20 protein-coding genes are annotated in these 22,425 nt (G+C 37.9%); 2 read left to right on the forward strand and 18 right to left on the reverse strand.

What is annotated here, in order from left to right; all coding sequences use genetic code 11:
* Together miaB and lepB are read right to left on the reverse strand one after the other, a co-directional pair.
* Positions 1-1,539 carry a tRNA (N6-isopentenyl adenosine(37)-C2)-methylthiotransferase MiaB gene (miaB, locus tag FHY45_RS01285; protein WP_139891208.1) on the reverse strand — a complete coding sequence of 513 codons (1,539 nt, stop codon included), beginning with the start codon at positions 1,537-1,539 and terminating at the stop codon, positions 1-3.
* 411 nt (positions 1,540-1,950) lie between these two features.
* Positions 1,951-2,505: a signal peptidase I gene (lepB, locus tag FHY45_RS01290; RefSeq protein WP_139891209.1), complete on the reverse strand. Its 555-nt coding sequence runs from the start codon at positions 2,503-2,505 to the stop codon at positions 1,951-1,953.
* A 545-nt stretch (positions 2,506-3,050) separates the two neighbouring features.
* Here lepB and FHY45_RS20740 point away from each other — a divergent pair.
* Positions 3,051-3,248 (forward strand): hypothetical protein, encoded by a 198-nt coding sequence (locus FHY45_RS20740; RefSeq protein ID WP_257468941.1) that lies wholly within the window; start codon positions 3,051-3,053, stop codon positions 3,246-3,248.
* A gap of 3 nt (positions 3,249-3,251) precedes the next feature.
* Entirely contained in the window at positions 3,252-3,611 is a 360-nt protein-coding gene (locus tag FHY45_RS20745) for a GNAT family N-acetyltransferase (protein WP_257468942.1), read from the forward strand.
* A gap of 141 nt (positions 3,612-3,752) precedes the next feature.
* Here FHY45_RS20745 and FHY45_RS01300 read toward each other — a convergent pair whose 3' ends face one another.
* The 16 genes from FHY45_RS01300 to yfmF all read right to left on the reverse strand — a co-directional run bounded on the left by FHY45_RS01300 (position 3,753) and on the right by yfmF (position 22,246).
* Positions 3,753-4,931 (reverse strand): glycine C-acetyltransferase, encoded by a 1,179-nt coding sequence (locus tag FHY45_RS01300; RefSeq protein WP_066100241.1) that lies wholly within the window; start codon positions 4,929-4,931, stop codon positions 3,753-3,755.
* 112 nt (positions 4,932-5,043) lie between these two features.
* On the reverse strand, positions 5,044-6,084 hold the full coding sequence (gene tdh, locus FHY45_RS01305) for an L-threonine 3-dehydrogenase (protein WP_139891210.1): 1,041 nt from the start codon (positions 6,082-6,084) through the stop codon (positions 5,044-5,046).
* A gap of 345 nt (positions 6,085-6,429) precedes the next feature.
* On the reverse strand, positions 6,430-7,296 hold the full coding sequence (locus FHY45_RS01310) for a 2-oxoacid:ferredoxin oxidoreductase subunit beta (protein WP_066100243.1): 867 nt from the start codon (positions 7,294-7,296) through the stop codon (positions 6,430-6,432).
* Positions 7,297-9,033 carry a 2-oxoacid:acceptor oxidoreductase subunit alpha gene (locus tag FHY45_RS01315; protein ID WP_139891211.1) on the reverse strand — a complete coding sequence of 579 codons (1,737 nt, stop codon included), beginning with the start codon at positions 9,031-9,033 and terminating at the stop codon, positions 7,297-7,299. It lies immediately after the preceding gene.
* 171 nt (positions 9,034-9,204) lie between these two features.
* Positions 9,205-10,125 (reverse strand): dipeptidase, encoded by a 921-nt coding sequence (locus FHY45_RS01320; protein WP_139891212.1) that lies wholly within the window; start codon positions 10,123-10,125, stop codon positions 9,205-9,207.
* A 119-nt stretch (positions 10,126-10,244) separates the two neighbouring features.
* The gene (spoVS, locus tag FHY45_RS01325; protein ID WP_066100252.1) at positions 10,245-10,505 is read right to left on the reverse strand and encodes a stage V sporulation protein SpoVS; all 261 of its coding nucleotides are present in this window, start codon (positions 10,503-10,505) and stop codon (positions 10,245-10,247) included.
* Positions 10,506-10,640: 135 nt separating this feature from the next.
* The gene (locus FHY45_RS01330) at positions 10,641-11,438 is read right to left on the reverse strand and encodes a TIGR00282 family metallophosphoesterase (protein ID WP_066100255.1); all 798 of its coding nucleotides are present in this window, start codon (positions 11,436-11,438) and stop codon (positions 10,641-10,643) included.
* Between the two features lie 111 nt (positions 11,439-11,549).
* A complete protein-coding gene (gene rny / locus FHY45_RS01335) occupies positions 11,550-13,109 on the reverse strand; it encodes a ribonuclease Y (protein ID WP_066100258.1) in 1,560 nt (519 codons plus the stop codon).
* Positions 13,110-13,644: 535 nt separating this feature from the next.
* A complete protein-coding gene (gene recA / locus FHY45_RS01340) occupies positions 13,645-14,688 on the reverse strand; it encodes a recombinase RecA (protein WP_066100261.1) in 1,044 nt (347 codons plus the stop codon).
* Positions 14,689-14,946: 258 nt separating this feature from the next.
* The gene (locus FHY45_RS01345; RefSeq protein WP_066100267.1) at positions 14,947-16,194 is read right to left on the reverse strand and encodes a competence/damage-inducible protein A; all 1,248 of its coding nucleotides are present in this window, start codon (positions 16,192-16,194) and stop codon (positions 14,947-14,949) included.
* 43 nt (positions 16,195-16,237) lie between these two features.
* The gene (pgsA, locus tag FHY45_RS01350; protein WP_066100270.1) at positions 16,238-16,816 is read right to left on the reverse strand and encodes a CDP-diacylglycerol--glycerol-3-phosphate 3-phosphatidyltransferase; all 579 of its coding nucleotides are present in this window, start codon (positions 16,814-16,816) and stop codon (positions 16,238-16,240) included.
* A gap of 81 nt (positions 16,817-16,897) precedes the next feature.
* Positions 16,898-17,785 carry a helix-turn-helix domain-containing protein gene (locus tag FHY45_RS01355; protein WP_066100274.1) on the reverse strand — a complete coding sequence of 296 codons (888 nt, stop codon included), beginning with the start codon at positions 17,783-17,785 and terminating at the stop codon, positions 16,898-16,900.
* Positions 17,786-17,803: 18 nt separating this feature from the next.
* Positions 17,804-18,598, reverse strand: coding sequence for a DUF3388 domain-containing protein (locus FHY45_RS01360; RefSeq protein ID WP_066100277.1), 795 nt, complete (start codon positions 18,596-18,598; stop codon positions 17,804-17,806).
* Between the two features lie 114 nt (positions 18,599-18,712).
* The gene (ymfI, locus tag FHY45_RS01365) at positions 18,713-19,438 is read right to left on the reverse strand and encodes an elongation factor P 5-aminopentanone reductase (protein ID WP_066100280.1); all 726 of its coding nucleotides are present in this window, start codon (positions 19,436-19,438) and stop codon (positions 18,713-18,715) included.
* 244 nt (positions 19,439-19,682) lie between these two features.
* Positions 19,683-20,969, reverse strand: coding sequence for an EF-P 5-aminopentanol modification-associated protein YfmH (yfmH, locus tag FHY45_RS01370; protein ID WP_139891213.1), 1,287 nt, complete (start codon positions 20,967-20,969; stop codon positions 19,683-19,685).
* Positions 20,969-22,246, reverse strand: a complete 1,278-nt coding sequence (gene yfmF / locus FHY45_RS01375; protein WP_139891214.1) for an EF-P 5-aminopentanol modification-associated protein YfmF — start codon at positions 22,244-22,246, stop codon at positions 20,969-20,971. Before yfmF ends, yfmH begins: the two co-directional genes overlap by 1 nt.
* Positions 22,247-22,425: the final 179 nt, after the last annotated feature.

The following is a 22,425-nucleotide window of genomic DNA, read 5'->3' on the forward strand; positions in this document are numbered from 1 at the left end:
TTAAACTCCCACCTCTACCTCATTTGTTTCTTCCACATACTCACCATCAAGTGACCATGTTTTAGCATTTGTAATTTTTACTTTTACAATTTTACCGATAACAGATTTTGGAGCTCTAAAGTTAACCAATTTATTTTTAGTTGTATAACCCGCCAGTACATCCGGATTATTTTTACTTTCCCCTTCAACTAAAACATCGAGAATTTGGCCTTTATATAATTGATTCTTTTTGTTGGCTGTTTCGTTTACCAGTGCATTCAAGCGTTGAAGACGCTCTTTTTTGACTTCCATCGGAACATTATCCTTCATTTTTGCGGCTGGTGTACCTTCACGCGGAGAATAAATAAATGTATAAGCCAAGTCATATCCAACTTCTTGATAAAGAGACATCGTTTCTTCAAACTGTTCGTCCGTTTCATTCGGATAGCCAACTATAATATCAGTTGTCAGTGTGACGTTAGGGATTGCTTCCTTGATTTTACGAACCAATTCCAAGTATTGTTCACGAGTGTATTTACGAGCCATGATTTTTAAGACATCATTATTACCGGATTGAACAGGCAAATGGATATGATCCATCATGTTTCCGCCCTTAGCCAGAACTTCAATCAAATGATCATCAAAATCACGAGGGTGACTTGTCGTGAAGCGCACACGCGGGATATCGATTTTACGAATTTCTTCCATTAAATCGCCTAGACGATAGTCGATATCTTCAAAGTCCTTACCGTATGCATTTACATTTTGCCCAAGCAATGTGATTTCCTGATATCCTTGAGCAGCCAGCTGACGAACCTCCTGAATGATATCTTCAGGTCTGCGGCTCCGTTCCTTTCCACGTGTAAATGGAACAATACAGTACGTACAGAACTTATCACAGCCATACATAATATTAACCCAAGCCTTGATGTTTCCTTTTCTTACTTTTGGAAGGTTCTCAATAATATCCCCTTCCTTGGACCAAACCTCAATAACCATTTCTTTGGACATATATGCTTCCATCAGTATTTCCGGTAAACGATGGATATTATGTGTTCCAAATATCATATCTACAAAGGCATGCTTTTGTAAAATTTTATTCACAACAGATTCTTCCTGTGACATACATCCACATACACCAAGCAATAAATCAGGCTTATTTTTTCTCAATGCTTTTAAATGGCCAAGTTCACCGAACACTTTATTTTCAGCATTTTCTCGAATGGCACATGTATTCAATAAAATTACATTGGCATCCTCCACGCTGTCAGTTGGTTCATATCCAAGAGCTAAAAAGATACCGGACATAACTTCAGTATCATGCTCATTCATTTGGCAACCGTACGTACGGATATAAAACTTGCGTCCTTCACCCATACCACGGAATTGTTCATTAATATTAAAATCCTTATGATAATTAATCGCTTCTTTTCCGCGTTTCTTAGCATCTTTTAAGGATGGTGGCATGTAAACCGTTTCAAAATACTTGCTATAATCTTTCTCTTGCTTTTTGTCATTTTTAACAGCGGTCGTTGTATCCAATCGTTGCTGCTCGTTCATATAAATCCCCTTCCATGTATCCACACTTATTGATTAAATCTATATATATTATTAAATAGACCAAACCACTCATAAACACAATTATAAAAGCACTAAACTCAAAAATAACAATTACAAACTGTATTGCAATCATTTTTAAAACTATCTTTGTCACATTCATTTAGTATAATGGTTTTGGGCAAATTTCTCAATATGAAGTGTAAAATAGCCTTTTTTGGGATAAACATGCAGATAAAAATACCTGTACAGGCATATATACAATTTTTTTGGTTCTTCCTATTACTTAAGAGCATTTGTCTTTCTAAACAATCCCTAAATCAATCACATATGTCTCCAAAAAAATGTTTGTCTGCGTTATACCAATGTATTCTTTGATATAAGGCAGACAAACATCCTCCAACACTATTCATGTTACTTCGCAAAACCAATATCACTTATTGGCCAAATGCGCAGTTTCACTTCACCAATAATTCGATCCATCGGCACAAAACCAAATATCCTGCTATCTTTACTGTACAAGCGATTATCTCCAAGAACAAACATTTGTCCCTTTGGAACTTTTTGTTTACCTGTCAAATTCTTCAATGTAAAATCTTCAGTCAGACGTTCCCTCTCTAGTAAATCCTTCTTAAATTCCACCAGATAAGGTTCATCAACCGCTTTTCCATTGATATATAGAACATCATTCTTCATCTCAACAGTATCTCCTGGAAGACCAATTACACGTTTTACATAACTATCAGATGAATCTGTTGCATGAAATACGACCTCATCAAAACGGTTAATCGTTGTCATTTTACTTAAGATAACCCGATTTCCATCCTCGAGACTGGGAAGCATAGATTCTCCCCTCACTGTAGTTGGCGTAAAAACAAACTGACGCATTAAAGTCACAATAACAATTGCCAATACGACAGATTTAAACACTGACATAGCTTCTTTTCCTATATTTATTTTATCATTCATAAACCGTACTCCTTTAACCTAATTCATGTACACCCGCTCTGTTCTCTTCTTCATTCATTCCCTTACAAAGAAAAATACAAACGTGTTGGATGTATAAGACGTACAATGTCAATGAGCTAACAAGCCTTTATGTTCTATCATTCTTAATGAATTTTCTGTACCACTTAAAGACTGTTGGAGAATAGCAAAAAAACAGATAGCGCAATAGGACAATTACATAGAAAAAATAATAAAGCCACCTGAATAGGATTACCTAGTGAATCAACGACAAGTTTCCCCCCACTGCTTTTTCTTCATTTTGTTCATTGAAACTACTTTCAGAGATATCGACCCTAAAGGTTACTCATCCTAAGTAATTAAACAAGCGAGAATCCTTTTAAATACTATTTGTAATTTTCAAATATTTGGTTTTGGGATATAGTTATACTATTAATAAACAGGAGTTGTGGATATGACCGCGCATATGGCAGTAGATGTTTTGTTAACCAACAAATAATCTGAGGGAGTGTATCTCCGACTGCACCCCTTATTAAAGGGAGAAAAACATGAAACAATTTTTTGATAACTATTTATCAGGTAAAACAGTTTTATTGAAACAAATGGAACCACATCATTTTGAGCGCTTTGCTGAAATTGAAAATGAAAATAGTACACTATTACTTGCAAATGATGATATTCCATTTCCATTAACAGCTGAAGATCACACAAATTTTTTCAAAACGATTAGTGGGAAAAAAGAATAGTTTATGTTTGGTATTTTTGAGAAAGAATCAAATGAACTTATTGGATCATGTGGTGTATTCGCAATTAACTGGAAGAATAGCACGTGTTTTGTTGGGATATCCATTGGCAACGAGTGGCACAATAAAGGCTTTGGCACAGATGCTATGAATACATTAATTTCTTTTGTTTTTAATTACATCCATATCCATAAAATCAAACTTCAGGTGTTCAGTTTTAATACCAATGCTATCCGCTCTTACGAAAAATGCTATTTTAGTAAGGAGGGTACATTACGAAATGAAATCTTCAGATTTGGGTCATTCCATGATGTACATGTATATGGTTTACTGAGAGAAGAATGGAACAAGCGACAGACTAACTAACTAAAAAAAGCATTAATTCACGTCCTTCATGAATTAATGCTTTTCTGTATTACTATTAACTTGTTAATTAGAGATATCTGAAGTTCCCTCTAAGTAGCCTATTATTTTAAATAACTATTTTCGAAAGACCATTCATACAGTTTATTTAATAATCCCCAGCTCTTTACCAGCCTTTTCAAATGCATTTAATGCTTTAGCCAGCTCCTCTTTGGAATGTTCTGCTGTTACAATGGTCCTGACACGTGCATGACCCTTTGCAACAGTTGGGAATGCAATCCCCTGAGCAAATACACCATATTCCATTAATTTATTAGACAGCTTATTTGTCAAAGCCTCATCCCCAACGATAATGGGAGTGATCGGTGTTTCGCTTTTTCCGGTATTAAAGCCCATAAATTCTAGTCCTTCTTTGAAAAACTTTGTATTCTCCCACAAACGCTCAATTAATTCCGGTTCTTCCAATAATACATCAATTGCTTCTATATTAGCCATTGTCACTGCAGGCGGGTGTGATGTACTAAATAAGAAAGGTCTGCCTTTATGAATTAAATAATCAACCAATGTACGGCTGCTTGCCACATATCCTCCAAGAACCCCTATAGCCTTGCTTAACGTACCTACCTGAATATGAACACGTCCATCCAAACCGAAGTGATTGACGGTTCCACGCCCATTTTGGCCAAGTACTCCTGAGGCATGCGCATCATCGACCATAATAAGTGCATCATATTTTTCTGCTAACTCCACAATCTCGGGTAGCGGTGCGATATTGCCATCCATGGAAAAGACACCATCTGTTACAACTAAGCGTTTACGATAGGATTGAGTCTCTTTCAGGACATCCTCCAAGCTGTTCATATCGACATGCTTATAAACACGGCGTGTAGCTTTTGTTAGTCTTATTCCATCGATTATGGAAGCATGGTTTAATTCATCCGATATAACCACATCTTCCTGTGTAAGAATCGCGGATAGAACTCCTTGATTCGTTGTAAATCCAGATTGAAATACTAAAGCCGCTTCCGTATGTTTAAATTTCGCCAACTTCTCTTCTAACTCTATATGCATATCCATGGTACCGGCAATTGTACGTACCGAACCTGTTCCCACTCCATATTCTTCAATGGCATCAAGCGCTGCATCCTTTAAACGAGGATGTGAAGTCAATCCAAGATAGTTGTTAGATGATAATTGAATCAAATTTTCCCCATTAATCTTAACTTTTGTACCTTGTTCTGATTCCAGAGGAATTAATGGATGGAACAAACCTGTTCCTTTCATTTCGTCTAATTCTGTTTGCAAGTATTCAAACCCCTTCAAATCGCTTCCTCCTCATCCAATTGTTTACCTTATATTCCTTCTATTCCCTATATTTTTGCATTATATCAATAGTATTGAATAAATTTATTACTCTTCCTCATTCAGCACCCTTTTACGGCAGTAATATCACTTTTCCACACTCACCTTTGATCATAAGGTCAAAGCCTTTTTCATACTCTTCTAAAGGGAACTGATGGGTGATTAATGGTTTAACATCAACCTGCCCTGATTCCAGCAATCGGGAAACCTGCTGCCACGTTTTAAACATTTGTCTCCCTGTAATTCCTTGAACGGTTATCCCCTTAAAAACGATATCATCAGTAATATTGAGAGGCACAGGCTTAGAGGGTAAGCTTAAAATAGAAAACCTGCCTCCATTCGTAATCATTTTAAATCCTTGATCGATGGCTATAGGATGACCACTCATTTCACAAACAATATCAACCCCATTGCCACCCGTTAAATCATAAACTGCCTGAACAGGATCTGTCTTCGATGAATTAATCATCACAGTAGCGCCCAATTTACCCGCTAGCTCTAAACGGTAATCATTAAGATCTAACGCAATGACCTGTGAAGCCCCAGCTGCTTTTGCCACTCCCACTGCCATAATACCAATTGGACCGCAACCGATAATAGCGACCGTTTTCCCGACTACTTCACCTGACAATACGGTGTGGACCGCATTCCCCATAGGCTCCTGTATAGAAGCTACATCTATAGGCATATCTACAGGATTTTTCCAAAGATTAGATGCCGGTAAAGCTACATATTCAGCAAAACACCCCTGTGTATCAACCCCAATTATCTTTGTGTTTTTACATATATGATATTGTCCCGTCATACATTGAGGGCAGATTCCACAAACTAAATGTGTCTCAGCGGAAACATAATCACCTATCTGGAAATCCTGTACTTTATTTCCCACTTCAACAATCTCTCCTGAGAATTCATGCCCAAATGCATAAGGAGGATTAACCCTATGTTGAGACCATTCATCCCAAGTATAAATATGGACATCCGTCCCGCATATGGACGTCGCCTTTACTTTAATCAACACTTCATCCTCTTTGATAGAAGGAATATCAATCAATTGGAGTTCTGCTCCATAACCTCTTTTATGTTTTACAACCGCTTTCATTTTTCCATCCACCGTATACACACTCCTGTCTAAAAAAACCTGGTTTATACCAAAATTTTAAATTTTTAACTTAATTATGTAAATAGGCTATTCCTCGTATGGCGGACAGTTGATTATAAGAAGAATATTTTTTTAAAAAAGTATACTAAAGTGAATATTTTTTCCGGACTAAGACAACCTACATTGTCATCTAAGAATGAATCCCCATGTATAAGTCGTTATCAAAGGTATCTGCTAATCATAATAAAAACCCCTGATATATCAAGGGGTTCATTCTTCAAGAGATTTCTCCATGAATACTTACCTCACATTACATAAAAATAATACCGACCGATTACTCGGCCGGTGTTTATTCAATTACATAAATTCTGCTGTCAATTTATCAAAATGTTCCTGAGTCAATTTCAAATCAGCAGAAGATAAAGGTTTTTCAGCATACCCCTGAATTAATTCCTGATAGGAAGGCTGAGCAGTATTTTGATAAATTAAGCCGGTAACTAAGCCTTTATGCTCCATTAACGTCTGCATCGCTGCTTCTTTATTGGATGGATCGTAACCTTCAATTGTTGAAAGCTTTGTTAAATTACCCTTGAACCAATCATACGTATTCACTTTATTATAGGTCACGCATGGACTGAAAACATTAATTAAAGAAAAACCTTTATGACGAATACCTGCTTCAATCAATGCTGTCAAATCTTTTAAGTCGCTGGAAAAGCTTTGCGCCACAAAAGTCGCACCAACTGACAAGGCCATTTCCATTGGAGATATCGCCTGTTCAATCGAACCTCCAGGCGTAGATTTCGTCTTAAAGCCGGCTGCAGAGCGCGGTGATGTCTGACCCTTCGTTAAACCGTATATTTGATTGTCCATAACAATATAGGTGATATCAATATTTCTCCTAATCGCATGTACTGTATGACCCATGCCAATTGCAAATCCATCACCATCTCCACCTGAGGCAAGGACGGTTAAATCACGATTCGCCATTTTGACACCCTGTGCGATTGGTAAAGAACGGCCATGTATACTGTGAAACCCATAGGATTGGATATAACCGGAAATACGGCCTGAACAGCCTATTCCGGAAATCACAGCAAGTTGATCCGGTTCCAGACCTACATTAGCTGCTGCCCTCTGGATAGCGGCCTGAACAGAGAAGTCACCACAGCCGGGACACCAGTTTGGTTTTACATTATTTCTAAAGTCTTTAAATGTAGCCATTTAAACCAACTCCCTGCATTTTGTATACACTTCGTACGGCAAAAATGGATTGCCGTCATATTTTAAAAGCTTCGTAATCTTCTCGGCATGGCCAATATTCATTTTCAGAATGTTGGCAAGTTGTCCTGTTGCATTATTCTCGATAACAACTACCTTTTTCGCATCCTGAACATAGGGCAGTAACTCATGGGCAGGGAATGGATGAAGAAGCCTTACATGTACATGGTTGACTTTAATCCCGTCATCAGCCAGGTTTTTCATCGTCTCTTCAATGACACCTCTAGTAGAAATAAATCCGACCAATAGCAAGTCTGGATTCTCATGGACAGCATTTATATGGATTGGATCTTTAAATCTTACAGACTCGATTTTGCGCATTCGTTTATCCATTTGAGCTACACGATTGGAAGCAACCTCTGAGGGTTTTCCCGTCTCATCATGTTCAACGCCTGTAACATGATGGATTCCATTTTTCATTCCTGGAAGAGGTCTTCGTGATATCCCGTCTTCCGTTACAGCATATCTCTTAAAATAACTTTTATCAGTAGGCTCAGGTAACTCCTCAGAAATTAATTTACCTCTCCTAATCTCAACCCTGCTAAAATCTAAAGGCTCAACGGTTTGTTTACCCAATGATAATTGTAAATCGGAAAGGATAATCACCGGAACCTGATATTCTTCAGCTAAATTAAAAGCTTCTACTGTATCGTAGAATGCTTCCTCCACTGTACTTGGTGCAAGAACGATTTTTGGAATTTCACCATGAGTTCCATAAATCATTGCCATCAAATCGGATTGTTCCTGTTTTGTAGGCATACCTGTCGAAGGGCCTCCACGTTGTGTGTCGACAATTACAAGCGGAGTTTCTGTAATACCCGACAATCCAATTGCCTCCATCATTAGCGATAAACCTGGACCAGCTGAAGCTGTTAAACTGCGTACACCTGCATAATTTGCGCCAATTGCCATCGTACAAGCAGCAATCTCATCTTCTGTCTGTATGACGGCTCCTCCAAACTTTGGCAGTTGCTTAATTAAATACTCCATTATCTCAGAGGCAGGCGTAATCGGATAGGCAGCCATAAAGCGAGTTCCACCAGCCAGAGCACCCATGGCAATCGCATCATTACCAATCATGAATAAACGTTTTTTTCCATCAGCTTCTACTAGCTGCAACACTCCAGCCTTGTTACCCATTTGTTCCATTAAAAAGTCATAGCCAGCTTGAATCGCTTCTAAATTCTTTTCAACGACAGCGGCTCCTTTTCTTCCAAATATTTCCTCAACCACTTCTGAAAATACCTGAATATTTAAACCAAGCACAGCACTAGAAGCGCCGATAGCTACCATGTTCTTCATCAAAGATGTCCCAAGCTGAGAGGCTATTTCTGTAAATGGGACGGAATAGAGTACTGCTTCGGTATCTAAAGGAGCTTTGGGATCAAACTTGGTGTCGGCCAAAATAATACCGTCTTTATGTAATTCTTTATAATTCACATCAATGGTTTCTTGGTCAAATGCCACTAACACATCCAAATCGTCGGCTATTGATCGAACCTGTGTTGTGCTTACTCGAATTTTATTATTTGTATGGCCCCCTTTAATACGGGAAGAAAAATGGCGATACCCATACAAGTAATATCCCAGACGATTTAATGCAATAGAAAAAATTTCTCCAGTACTTTCTATGCCTTCACCTTGCTGCCCTCCAACTTTCCATGAAAGTTGTTTATTCATTTCCTTTACACCCCTTCGATTCCCTTATATGAAATATTGGTTTTTCATGTCAGCTATAAAACTATTAACAATAATTTTATTATTTACTAGAATATACCATTATGTCTACAATATTAAGCTTAAGTTTCTAAAAAAACCATAAATAAAGAAATAGCGTATTCAATTCAACCCCTATTGGCCATATCTTGATGCAAAATTATCAAATAAGAAGTGACGGACATCCTCTTCCTTATAATACTTCAGCAGCTCGTTAACCAGATTACTATATTGTTCCACTCTGCTGAGAGAATGTACGCTTGTTGTCGTCCCATCAAAGTCAGATCCAAATCCTACATGACGGGCACCTCCAAGTGAACAAACATGTTCCAGATGCCTCAATACATCAGTCAAGTTTGCCTGATTGGTACCTGTTAAAAATTCAGGGACAAATGTAAGTCCCATAACCGATTTTTTTTGAATTAATGCTTTAATTTGTTCATCACTCAAATTTCTTGGATGATCAACTAGCGATCGGCAATTTGAGTGAGAAGCAATTGGTCTGCTATGTATTTCTATGCAATCCCAAAATGCTCTCTCCGATAAATGAGATACATCACACCAGTTGTTCGTAACATTCAACAATTCAACTACCTTTTTCCCAAAGGCGGTTAGACCGGCAGCGCGTTTTTCCAATGCACCATCAGCGACCAGATTAGCCCAGTTCCATGTCAACCCTACCACTGTAACACCAAGCCTCAGTAATAGCTTCAACTTCAACATGTCGTCGCCAATACAGTCACAACCCTCCAACATGAGAATCGCACCTGTCTCTCCCTCTTTAAGCCTGCCAATATCCTTATACTTTCGAATGAATTTTAACTTCCCTGTGCCAATTATTTGGTCATAAAAAATATCCACCATGGCAAGAGCTGCATCAAAGCGGATAGAAGGATGTACATTTTCCGGTATATAAATAGCGAAAACTTGTACTTGTATATTAGCTGCTTTCAAACCAAGATTTGTTACCTCTAGCTCCCTGCTATGATAAAAGTCCAATTTTGGATTAAGAAACAGCTTCATTAACACATCACAATGTGCATCAAATATTCTCATTTAAGCTAATCCCCCATGTTATGTTAGCTTCGGTTAACAAAAAGGAGCATCCTCCCGGTCGGAGAATACGCCTACCGATCCCTTATCAGAGTCAGCTCCAGTTTTACTGCAGTTTCATTTCACCGTGGTTCTATAATTAGTTTTATGGCGGTACGTTCCTCACCATCAATTAAGATATCTGTAAAAGCAGGAATGCATATAAGATCCATCCCGCTGGGTGCGACGAATCCTCTTGCAATCGCTACGGCTTTTACTGCTTGGTTTAATGCACCTGCACCTATTGCTTGGATTTCTGCTGCTCCTCTTTCTCTAAGTACTCCAGCCAGCGCTCCAGCCACAGAGTTGGGATTAGATTTTGCTGAAACCTTTAATATTTCCATTTCTGGTCCTCCTCATCTTATTCCAAGACATGTCCCCTAGTGAGTATGTTTTTTCTGTTAACTATATTCATAATGAACAAAAGATATACCATACAAAAAAGCCAACCCCTATAGGTTGGCTCCTCGCAATCGTTTTTAATAAAAGAATGGATGATCTTCATTAATTAAAATTCTCTCAGTTTTTTTCGCTTTGCCCGTTTTAGGATCTAAATCAATAATTAAACCACTAAGTACAGCTCTTCCCTCTTTTGGTACTTCAAATCTCACAGGCAGGCTTGTTAAGAATTTCTTGATGACAGCATCGCGTTCCATTCCTAGAATACCATCATAAGGCCCTGTCATTCCTACGTCAGACATGTAAGCAGTTCCTTTAGGCAGAATTCGGTTATCAGCTGTTTGGACATGTGTATGGGTCCCAACTACCGCTGACACTCGTCCATCCAGATACCATCCCATTGCCTGTTTTTCACTGGTTGCTTCAGCATGCATGTCAACAAATATAAATGGCGTTCGCTTACTGGCCTCTTCTACCAATTTATCTGCACATAAAAATGGATCATCAAGCGCAGGCATAAAGGTTCTGCCCTGCAGGTTAATAACAGCCAATTCAAACTGATTCATCTTAACAAAGGAAAGTCCCGTGCCCGGTGTTCCCTCCGGAAAATTCCCAGGGCGCACCAGATATTTTGCTTCTCCTATAAATTCAAAAATATCACGATTGTCCCAGGAATGATTACCAAGTGTAATGATATTAGCTCCGTACTCAAGTAATTCTTTATAAATTTTTTGGGTAATCCCTCTTCCAGCTGCAGCATTTTCTCCATTAATGATGACAAACTGCGGTCTATATTTTTCCTTTAACTTCCCTAAATATTCTTTCACCATTGCTCTTCCAGGTGATCCAACAATATCCCCTATAAATAATAACCTCATTTTCGCTTTCCTTTCTTTGAAACTAGGCCAAGATTATCTTTGGTATAGTTTAACTTTTTTGTTTAAAAAAGTTTCGATCTCCAAAAAAATAAAGCGGTGAGGAACACCGCTTTATTTTGCATATTCAACTGCTCTGGTCTCACGAATAACCGTCACTTTAATATGTCCCGGATAGTCCAGTTCATCTTCAATACGTTTTCTAATATCTCTGGCTAATCGGTGTGCCTCTAAATCATCAATACTTTCAGGCTTAACAATAATACGAACTTCTCGTCCTGCCTGGATTGCAAATGATTTTTCAACACCTTCATAGGATTCAGAAATATCCTCAAGTTTTTCAAGGCGACGAATATAGTTTTCAAGCGTTTCACTTCTAGCTCCAGGTCTAGCTGCAGATAATGCATCAGCAGCTGCTACCAGAATGGCAATTATAGATTTTGGTTCGGCGTCTCCATGGTGAGAAGCAATACTATTAATGACAACAGGATGTTCCTTGTACTTCGTAGCAAGTTCCACTCCTATTTCCACATGGCTTCCTTCTACTTCATGGTCAATCGCTTTACCGATATCATGCAATAGTCCAGCGCGCTTTGCCAATGTAATATCTTGACCAAGTTCTGCTGCCATCAAGCCGGATAAATAAGCTACTTCCATCGAATGTTTAAGCACATTCTGACCATAGCTTGTACGGTATCTTAAGCGGCCAAGAATTTTTATTAAATCTGGGTGTAAGCCATGAACCCCAACTTCAAATGTTGTTTGCTCACCGATTTCACGGATATGCTCATCGACTTCCCTTCTTGCTTTATCAACCATTTCTTCAATACGAGCCGGATGGATACGCCCATCCTGAACAAGCTTTTCAAGGGCAAGTCTTGCAGTTTCACGTCTAATTGGATCAAATCCAGATAAAATGACAGCTTCAGGTGTATCATCAATAATTAAATCGATTCCCGTCAACGTTTCAAGTGTTCGAATATTACGTCCTTCTCGACCGATAATTCGACCTTTCATTTCATCATTTGGAAGATTAACAACAGAAACGGTCGTTTCGGCCACATGATCTGCTGCACAACGTTGAATCGCAAGTGACAAGATTTCACGTGCCTTTTTGTCTGCTTCTTCCTTCGCTCGGTTATCGCTCTCTTTCATCATGATTGCAATATCATGTGATAGCTCTTTCTCAACACGATCAAGGATAATGGCTTTTGCTTCTTCTCTAGTCAGGCTAGAAATACGTTCAAGTTCAGAACTTTGAGCTTGAATTATCTCGTCCACTTTGCTTTCCATCTGTTCAATATGCTGTTGTCTTTGGTTCAGAGAATCTTCTTTCTTCTCCAATAAAGCCTCACGTTTATCTTGAGAGTCTGCTTTACGGTCCAGATTCTCTTCTTTTTGTAGAATTCGATTTTCCTGTCTCTGTAATTCAGTTCGTCGATCACGAACTTCCTTTTCAGCATCAGTCCGAAGCTTATGAATCTCATCCTTTGCTTCAAGAAGGGATTCCTTTTTCAAGGCGTCCGCTTCACGCTTTGCGTCCTCAATAATTTTTTCAGCTGCGTTCGTTGCGCCGGATATTTTAGATTCAGCTATAGATCTTCTTAACAAATAGCCAACAACTGCACCAACAATTAGGCCAAGCAAAATGGAGATGATAGCGATTGGATCCATCATTACACCTCCTCTTGCTATTAACTTTTTTAATCTCTTTTACTACATTGTTTTCAATTCTGGCATGTACATCATCTAAAAATATACAGCACAATCGCTTTTAGGCATGTCATAAAAAAAGATATTAATACATTTCTATTGTAAAGTTATGAAAATTTGTTGTCAAGAGCAAGTCCTGACGCTCTTTTAATCGTTTTTAGAAAATACAGACAGATATACAATTTTCGTGACCCTATCCACCTAGGTCATAGTTTCTAATAATACTCTCCACTTTAAGACAGCCGCTTCCCATTAAGTTGAGTAAAAGTACAAAAGCCGAAGAAATTATTTGTTTTTCGCATCTTTTCTAATAAAGTTATAGATTTTTCTCAAACAACACTTACTGATTGATCATACTCTGCCAGTCACAATACTACCTAAATATTATTTCTTTCATGATTCTCTTCAGAAACAGCTAAATTTATAATAAAACACACCCTGAGGCCCACCTATAGAAAGAGCAAACCCATAATCAGGTTTGCCCATTACAAACTACTTATTCAGGTAAATCAAATTTATCCATTTCCTCTGCTGCTTCAACCACTTTCGCTTCACCGTTTAATCCATAGGCTGAGCGGATTTTAATGGAAATTTCATCCCGAACATCTGGATTTTCTTTTAAGAAGAGCTTCGCATTCTCTCTTCCCTGTCCTAAGCGATCTCCATTATATGAGTACCAAGACCCACTCTTTTCAATAATATCCAATTCAGAACCAATGTCGATGATTTCTCCTTCTTTGGAAATACCCTCACCATACATAATATCAAGTTCTGCCACTTTGAAAGGTGGAGCCACTTTATTTTTAACAACCTTTACTTTAGTCCTGTTCCCTACAATATCATTTCCCTGTTTCAGTTGTTCTGCACGTCTTACTTCAAGGCGAACCGTAGAATAGAACTTAAGAGCACGACCACCTGGAGTTGTTTCTGGGTTACCAAACATAACACCAATCTTCTCACGGATTTGGTTGATAAAGATTGCTATGGTGTTAGATTTATTAATGGATCCAGAAAGTTTACGAAGAGCCTGAGACATTAAACGGGCTTGTAGACCCATATGAGAATCTCCCATTTCACCTTCAATCTCAGCTTTTGGTACTAAAGCAGCCACTGAGTCAACAACGATAATATCAATTGCACCACTTCGTACAAGCGCCTCAGCAATTTCCAATGCCTGTTCACCTGTATCTGGTTGGGAAAGTAATAATTCATCTATATTTACGCCAAGCTTTTGTGCATATGCCGGATCTAAAGCATGTTCTGCATCAATAAATGCTGCTTGTCCACCCTGTGCCTGTACTTCAGCAATTGCATGTAAAGCTACTGTCGTTTTACCGGAACTCTCCGGTCCATAAATCTCAATTATTCTACCTCTTGGATATCCACCCACACCGAGGGCTGAATCAAGAGCAAGCGAACCACTTGGAATGGTAGAAACCTTTCTGTCTGCTCTTTCCCCCAGCTTCATTACTGAACCTTTACCAAATTGCTTTTCAATTTGTTTTAGCGCCATATCGAGCGCAGCTTGACGTTCACTCACAGTTTATTTCCTCCCCATATCTATATAAAAACATTACATGTATAATTTAGAACTTATTTATACTATACCTCATCTGTCCCCATTTAACAAGTAAAAAAGCGAACATTTATTCGTATTGTTTTAATGGTAATTTTGCTAATAAATTTAAAGAAACTCTCTAGCAAACAGAATGCTTTTAGCAGTAATTAAAGTAAAACTAAAATTATCTCAATTTTATAAACAATAGAAATCCCCAACCATATAAGTTGGGGTTTTCTATTATGCATATAACTCTCTCAACTTTCGGATAAGAAAATGACAGCCATACTTCATGCTTCTTACCCGATTAACCTCACGCATACCGCCTAAGTCCAATCTCTTTGCGTACGTTTTCTGACCGGAAATGGCTATACCGATATAAACAGTCCCTACCGGATGACCTTCCAATTCATCTGGTCCAGCTACTCCAGTAAAACTAATCCCAATATCAGATTGGAGCATGGCTTTAATATTATCAGCCATTTCCATAGCACATTGCTCACTGACAACTCCATATTGGTCGATGGTTGATTGTTCGACCTTCAAAAGCTTTTCCTTTGCTTCATTGGTATAAACAACAATACCGCCCTTAAGGATTAAACCGGCTCCCTGTATATCCGTCATTTTTTCCTGAAACATTCCGCCGGTTAAGCTTTCTGCTGCCGATATTGTAAGCTCATTTTCTTTTAAAAGATTGATAAGTTCAGTCATAATAGTCGCATCATCATATCCGTAAAAATATTCTCCCACACGCGAAAGAATTTTTTCTTCTGTCTCTTTTAATAGTTTGTCAGCTTCTTCAATAGATTCATGTTTAGCTGTAATACGAAGAGTTACCTCTCCATCTGAGGCAAGAGGCGCTATTGTCGGATTACTTTGCTGATCCAGTAAATCTTCTATTTCTGTTTCAAGCTGTGATTCCCCAATACCAAAGAAACGGAGGACTCGGGAATCTATACGCTCCACCCTGTCCATTAATCTCAAAAGATAAGGAACTGCAAAATTTTGATGCATTGGCTGCATTTCACTTGGAGGACCTGGTAATAAAATGTGAAGAATATCCCCATGAGACACAACCATTCCGGGAGCCATTCCATTTTGATTAGGGAATACTTCCGATCCTCCAATAACCAATGCTTGCTTCCGGTTGTTTTCTGTCATCACCCGTTTTATTTTCTTGAAATATTCTTCAATATTTTCCATAGCTTTTTGGTCTGTTATTAATGTTTTACCTATATGGGCAGCTACAACTTCTTTTGTTATATCATCCTTTGTTGGTCCCAACCCACCAGTGTATATTATGAGATTTGCTCGGGATTCTGCAATTTCAATAGCCTTTTTTAATCGTACAGGATTATCCCCAACTACTGTATGGTAATATACGTTAATACCTATCTCTGCCAGGCTTTTTGATATAAACTGAGCATTGGTATTTGCAATCTGTCCAAGTAATAACTCAGAGCCTACCGCTATTAATTCTGCATTCATTCTGTCACCCGCCATTTAACAAGTTATATTTAGAATGATACCCTTATTTAGAATTTAAAAACGCATGTTTATTCTTAGCAAAGTAATCCCAGCCAGACCATAGAGTAAAGAATAAGGCTACGTAAAGAGCTATATCAGCAAACGGGAAATTAATCCACGCAAATGGTAGATTATGCAATAGTAATGCAGCTATAGCTATGATTTGAGTCCATGTTTTAATTTTACCCAATTGATTCGCTGCAACCACTTCACCTTCACCGGCTAGAACCAGGCGAAGACCTGTTACCGCAAATTCACGGCTGATAATTAAAATAACAATCCAAGCAGGGGCCAACTCGTATCCTACAAGGATAATTAATGCTGCAGATACAAGAAGTTTATCTGCCAACGGATCAAGAAACTTTCCAAGGGTTGTGACCAGATTATGTTTTCTAGCATAATATCCATCAATCCAATCAGTAGTGGAAGCAATGATAAAAATGATAGCTCCAACAAAATGAGAGATAGGCAACTCCACATCGTTAATCACCCACGTTCCCCAATCAATGGATGGAAGCATGATAATCATAAACACAGGGATCATGCAAATTCTGGAAATTGTTATCTTGTTCGGTAAATTCACTTGATGTTCCTCACTTTACTTTTAAATTTTATTTATAAAAGGATAGACGAGAGAAGGCCATCCATTGATGACCTTCCAATCTTACTCCTTCGTGTAATCAATCGTTATGTTTTGAACAATCAGTTCACTTTCATACTCCAGTTTTTCATCATTAACAAAAATTTCAGTGTCTGGAGTTTTCCCTATATTCATGACTATTTGATTATCATCTGAAAGATCAAAATCCTGGCTTTCTCCATTTTGAATCACCCCATTGAAGAGATTTTCTCCCTTGGAGTTTTTAACAGATACCCATGTCTCGCCGGTAGATTTTACTGATACCTTAAATTCATCTGTATTACTTAATTCATATGTTGTATTTTTTCCATTCGCGGAGGTCACTTTCAGCTCAGCAGAACCTGCTTCTTCCGGCTCTTTAGATTCTTCCTCAGCATTCTCTGGATTACTTTCTTCTTCTGTTTCCGCTTCTTCTTTCTCATTGGTGTTTTCTTCTTGGTTTGTGGATTCACCCTGCTCAAGTCTTACAGGGTCACCGTTTTGATTAACTGTCCCTGTGTCATCATTATTACCAATGGCTTTTGCTACAAAGTAATAAATAATAGCCACTACTGCAACAAGGAACACAGCTATCAAAATTTTAGGAAGTACTTCCATCCACTTTGAATGCTGTACTGGCAATGTTTTTTTCGATTGCACTCTAGATAATTTTTGAGGAATCTCCTCCTGCTGAACTGCCGCAGGAATATCCGTTTGATGCTCCGCAAAAAGCTGTTCAGGATCTAATCCAACTGCTTCAGCATATTGTTTAATAAACGCTCTGACATAGAATTTGCCCGGCATCATTTCATAATTGCCTTCTTCTATACCAACAAGATAACGCTTTTGTATTTTGGTTATCTGTTGAAGGTCATCCAGGGTTAATCCTTTAGACTCTCTGGCTTCCTTTAATACTTTACCTAATTCCGTCATATAAACACCTTCTAATCACTAAAAATCAAACGATCCAAATTCGGATCCTCCAAATAAAGAGGACTGTTGGTCTACTGCTTCATATGTGATCTCTTCGTTCGGGTCATTACGTAGTTCAATAATATAATCAAAATCGTTCATTGTATACTCTGAATTTTGTACAAACACATCAGGATGTTCAACAACTTTAATTGAATCAAGTCTCATGATCTCACGCACAAGCTGCCAATGCCTTTCATTGGCTCTGCGAGTTGAAACAATCCCATCCAGAATAAATAAGTTATCTTCATTGTATTCATCTTCAATTAATTGATTTCGAACGGTTTGTTTTAATAAGGTGGAAGATACAAATAACCACCGCTTATTCGCACAAACACTTGCAGCAACAATCGATTCAGTTTTACCAACCCGGGGCATACCCCTGATTCCAATTAGTTTATGGCCTTCCTGTTTAAAAAGCTCGGCCATAAAATCAACTAGAAGCCCAAGATCTTCTCTTACAAATCGGAATGTTTTTCGATCATCTGCATCTCTTTGTATATAACGACCATGTCTGACTGCTAACCGATCTCTTAATTTCGGCTCTCTAAGTTTAGTTACTTTTATCGTATCCATTGTTTGCAGAATTGATTCCAGGCGTTCAATTTGACGATTATCCTTCGCCAAGAGAAGCATACCTCTTCTCCCCTCATCCACACCATTGATGGTTACGATATTTATGGAGAGCATTCCTAGCAAAGAAGAAATATCCCCTAACAAACCGGGACGGTTAATTTTAATTTCATATTCAAAATACCATTCCTTCTTGTCCATACCGTTCCCCCTAAGAGAAATATTTGACAAATTCCTTCAATATTTTCCCTATATCCTATCATATCTGATTTACTGACGAGTGGAAAGCAAAATACATAGTGTAGCATTAAATACTTATGTATTCCATCCGCCATTCACACTGATAATCTGCCCTGTTATATAACTGGAGTCTTCTGAGAGGACAAAGGAAACAACTCCAGAGATATCCTTCGGATGCCCCAGCCGCCCCATTGGGATTTCTTCTTCCAATTCTCTAAGCTCTTCAGAATCGAATCGATTGAGCATAGGTGTGGAAATTGCACCGGGTGATATAGCATTTACACGGATTCCAGAAGGTGCAAGCTCCTTCGCAAGTGCCTTGATAAAAGAATTCTGTCCACCTTTTACCATTGAATAAAGAACTTCACAGGAAGCACCCACTTCTCCCCAAATAGAAGTAATGGCAATGATACTGCCATCTTTTTTTTGTATTAACTTAGGAACTAGTCCTTTAGTCAATAAAAAGGGAGATGTAATATGTAATGAAACCATCTGTTTGGCTCGGTCATCGGTTATATCTGTTATTAAACCAAAATGACTGTCACCGCTATTTAGTATTATCGTATCAATTTGATTAATTTCGTCAATTATAACTTGATGTCCGCCATCTTTACTTAGATCAGCCTGAATTACTTTCACCTGTATTTGAAATGGTTTTAACTGATCTAAAAGCGAATTAATTCCGCTAAGATTACGGTTATAATGGAGATATAGATTCCAGCCCTCTGCAGCCAAACGTAATGCAATTGCTTGACCAATTCCTCCACTAGCACCCGTAATGAGTGCATATTTTCCATTCATAATAAAAACCCCTTGCCGTAAATAACACTTACAATACTTTTCATTATAAAGCTTGAAGATGAAAAGTAAAACCTCCAATTGAAAATAGTCAATTGTTTCTAATATAAGCTTCTTTAATCCTACCAAATAGTTATCGTAAACCAGTGAATCAGTTAAGCTGGTTAATTGTCCGTTTACCTTGTATTATATAAACAAATTTAAATACAAAAAGAGCCAAAACCATTACGGCTTGGCTCTTACCCATTCAGGATGGAAGTATTTGAAATACTGACATTCTATCCTCATCTATAAATTCCTGTACTGCTTTATTCACTTCATCATAGGTCAAAGCTTCCAAAACAGTCACAACATCAAATAGCTTCATGTCATTAAAAGCATATCGTGTAAATTGATTGGCTATCGATTCAGGTGAATTCAATGACCTGAGGAAGGCACCAATTTTCTTCTTACGAATTGAATTTAATTTTTCCTCTGTTACAATTTTTCCTTCGCGGGCCGCAAAAAGAATATTTTTCAATTCTTCCTCTAAATGATCCGGCTTATCTGTATCACTGCCGACCATTCCAAATCCAAATCCATATTCCTGTGTATAATCATAAAAGAATGAATGGTCAATTAACCCTTCAGAATATAGTTTTTCATAATACTCGGAGCTTTTTCCAAAAGTCATATCCAGAAAGAGGCTGATAGATAGCTCTTGTTTTAATAAATCAATCCCCTGGAGAGTTGGATTATTTGCCTTCAATCCAACCACACACTTAGGCGTCTGGACATGCATATTGGTTGAGCGTTTTTTAGTAGCGACATTAGCCGGCTCTGCATCAAATTTCCGTTCGATTTCCCCACGTTTATCGAAGTTTTTCTTAGCCTGGTTGTCACGAACTTGCTGCATGATTGTTTCCGGATCCAATGGCCCTGTAATAAACAGAAGCATGTTGCTTGGATGATAAAATGCATTGTAGCACTTATAGAGCAGTTCTTTTGTTATTCCTGAAATCGACTCAATGGTACCAGCTATATCAATTTTCACAGGATGATTATGATATAGGTTTTCAATAATACCGAAATATAATCTCCAATCTGCATTATCATCATACATGGTAATTTCCTGGCCAATAATCCCTTTTTCTTTTTCCACACTCTTATCCGAGAAATATGGTTCCTGGACAAAATCAACTAATGTTTCTAAATTTTTCTCTACATCCGTTGTACTGGAAAAAAGGTACGCTGTTCGAGTAAAGGATGTAAAAGCATTGGCCGCTGCACCTTGTTTACTGAACTGCTGGAATACATCACCATCTTCTTTTTCGAACAATTTATGCTCTAGGAAGTGTGCAATTCCATCCGGGACCCTGGAATATTCATCTGCACCGGGCTCTTTAAAATGATTATCGATTGATCCATATTTAGTTGTAAAAGTGGCATAGGTCTTATTAAATCCTTTTTTCGGAAGGATGTACACAGACAAACCATTATCCATTTTTTCGAAATATAATTCTTCCTGAAGCTGGTCAAATAGTATTTTCTCCATTACTCAGTCACCTCATCTCCACTTAAAAAATAGATCGTATCCATTTGAATTTTTTCTCCACAAGCCACAATTTCATCCTTTGTTACTCTATCAATCGAAGACAACCAATCATCCAATGGTTTATCAACAGCGGCAACCACATTATGATATAGAACTTCTGTTAGACCACGGGAGGTGTCGATCGTTTCGAGCAATTGATTTTTAATGATTGCTTTTGTTTGTTCCATTTCTTGATCCGAAAATTCGCCCTTTTTCATAGCTTCCATTTGTTCTTTTATGATCGTTACTGCCTGATTATAATTTTTATTATCAATGCCGGACATAACCATTAAAAGACCTTTATGACTTTCAAGTCGTGATGCGGCATAATACGCCAAACTTGCTTTTTCACGAACGTTTATGAAAAGTTTAGAGTGTGAAAACCCTCCAAATATCCCATTAAACATTTGCAAAGCAAAATAATCTCGATCGCCATAAGTGATATTTGTTCGGTAGCCAATATTCAGCTTACCCTGTTTGATATCCTGCGTTTCTTTCAGTTCTTTCACTTCAAGGATATCATGTTTATTATGCATAACCCGTTCAGGTTTTCTCTCCGCGAACTGAAAGTATTCACTAGACATTTGCGTTACCCTGGCTTCATCCAAATCCCCAATTACATAGAGGTCCAATTCATCTTTGGCAAACGCTTTTTTATAATAATTGTATAGGGATTCAGGAGTGATTTCATCGACTTCGCTTATAATCCCGTTTGCTTCCAGCCGATAATTTTCTTCCATACACATTTCCTGAGTTAAGCGTAATGAAGAATAACGCATTTTATCATCATATACAGCCTGCAGCCTTTGTTTCAGAGCACGCTTTTCCTTTGCAACTGTATCCGCATCAAAAGCATCTCCCTTTACATTAGGATTAATCAAAACATCATGTAAAAGCTTAAACGCTTGTTCCAACATCGGTTCAGGCTTGGATAAAAATCGTTCATTTACCATTTCCATTTGAAAACTCATAATATGATATTCGCCTTTTTTACTGACATCTGTAAAAAGACTGGCTCCATATAATTGATCTAGATGGGAGCGGAAAGCTGTAGATGTTGGATATGCAGCTGTATTACTTTGCAGGACATTTGGCAACAAAGCTCTATATGTAACGGTTTCTTCCTTTAAAGGTGCTTTCATCTTCCAAACAAGCGTCGTTGTTTTAAATTTCTTAGTTGGTACAAAATGAATCGTAATGCCAGCTTGTTTTAGTTTAATCTCATCAATAACTGCCATATTTTTGACCTCCCTTTACTCAATGTTATGCAGGTTCTTAACCATATTGTTCGTCTCAAGGATTTTTTTTAAACCTTTAGTTTGAATATACAGGTTAAATGGAATGTAAATCAAGGAACTGACCCTGACCTTCTTTCATTCTTTCTTCTAAATTCGATCTAATTAAAATCGACACGCTT

The sequence above is a fragment of the Bacillus sp. D386 genome, from assembly GCF_006346415.1.

Coding starts and splice junctions, on each gene's coding strand:
- miaB (WP_139891208.1), bottom strand. CDS start 1,539: ATGAACGAGCAGCAACGATTGGATACAACGACCGCTGTTAAAAATGAC.
- lepB (WP_139891209.1), bottom strand. CDS start 2,505: ATGAATGATAAAATAAATATAGGAAAAGAAGCTATGTCAGTGTTTAAA.
- FHY45_RS20740 (WP_257468941.1), top strand. CDS start 3,051: ATGAAACAATTTTTTGATAACTATTTATCAGGTAAAACAGTTTTATTG.
- FHY45_RS20745 (WP_257468942.1), top strand. CDS start 3,252: ATGTTTGGTATTTTTGAGAAAGAATCAAATGAACTTATTGGATCATGT.
- FHY45_RS01310 (WP_066100243.1), bottom strand. CDS start 7,296: ATGGCTACATTTAAAGACTTTAGAAATAATGTAAAACCAAACTGGTGT.
- FHY45_RS01315 (WP_139891211.1), bottom strand. CDS start 9,033: ATGAATAAACAACTTTCATGGAAAGTTGGAGGGCAGCAAGGTGAAGGC.
- FHY45_RS01320 (WP_139891212.1), bottom strand. CDS start 10,125: ATGAGAATATTTGATGCACATTGTGATGTGTTAATGAAGCTGTTTCTT.
- spoVS (WP_066100252.1), bottom strand. CDS start 10,505: ATGGAAATATTAAAGGTTTCAGCAAAATCTAATCCCAACTCTGTGGCT.
- FHY45_RS01330 (WP_066100255.1), bottom strand. CDS start 11,438: ATGAGGTTATTATTTATAGGGGATATTGTTGGATCACCTGGAAGAGCA.
- rny (WP_066100258.1), bottom strand. CDS start 13,109: ATGGATCCAATCGCTATCATCTCCATTTTGCTTGGCCTAATTGTTGGT.
- FHY45_RS01345 (WP_066100267.1), bottom strand. CDS start 16,194: ATGAATGCAGAATTAATAGCGGTAGGCTCTGAGTTATTACTTGGACAG.
- FHY45_RS01355 (WP_066100274.1), bottom strand. CDS start 17,785: ATGACGGAATTAGGTAAAGTATTAAAGGAAGCCAGAGAGTCTAAAGGA.
- FHY45_RS01360 (WP_066100277.1), bottom strand. CDS start 18,598: ATGGACAAGAAGGAATGGTATTTTGAATATGAAATTAAAATTAACCGT.
- ymfI (WP_066100280.1), bottom strand. CDS start 19,438: ATGAATGGAAAATATGCACTCATTACGGGTGCTAGTGGAGGAATTGGT.
- yfmH (WP_139891213.1), bottom strand. CDS start 20,969: ATGGAGAAAATACTATTTGACCAGCTTCAGGAAGAATTATATTTCGAA.
- yfmF (WP_139891214.1), bottom strand. CDS start 22,246: ATGGCAGTTATTGATGAGATTAAACTAAAACAAGCTGGCATTACGATT.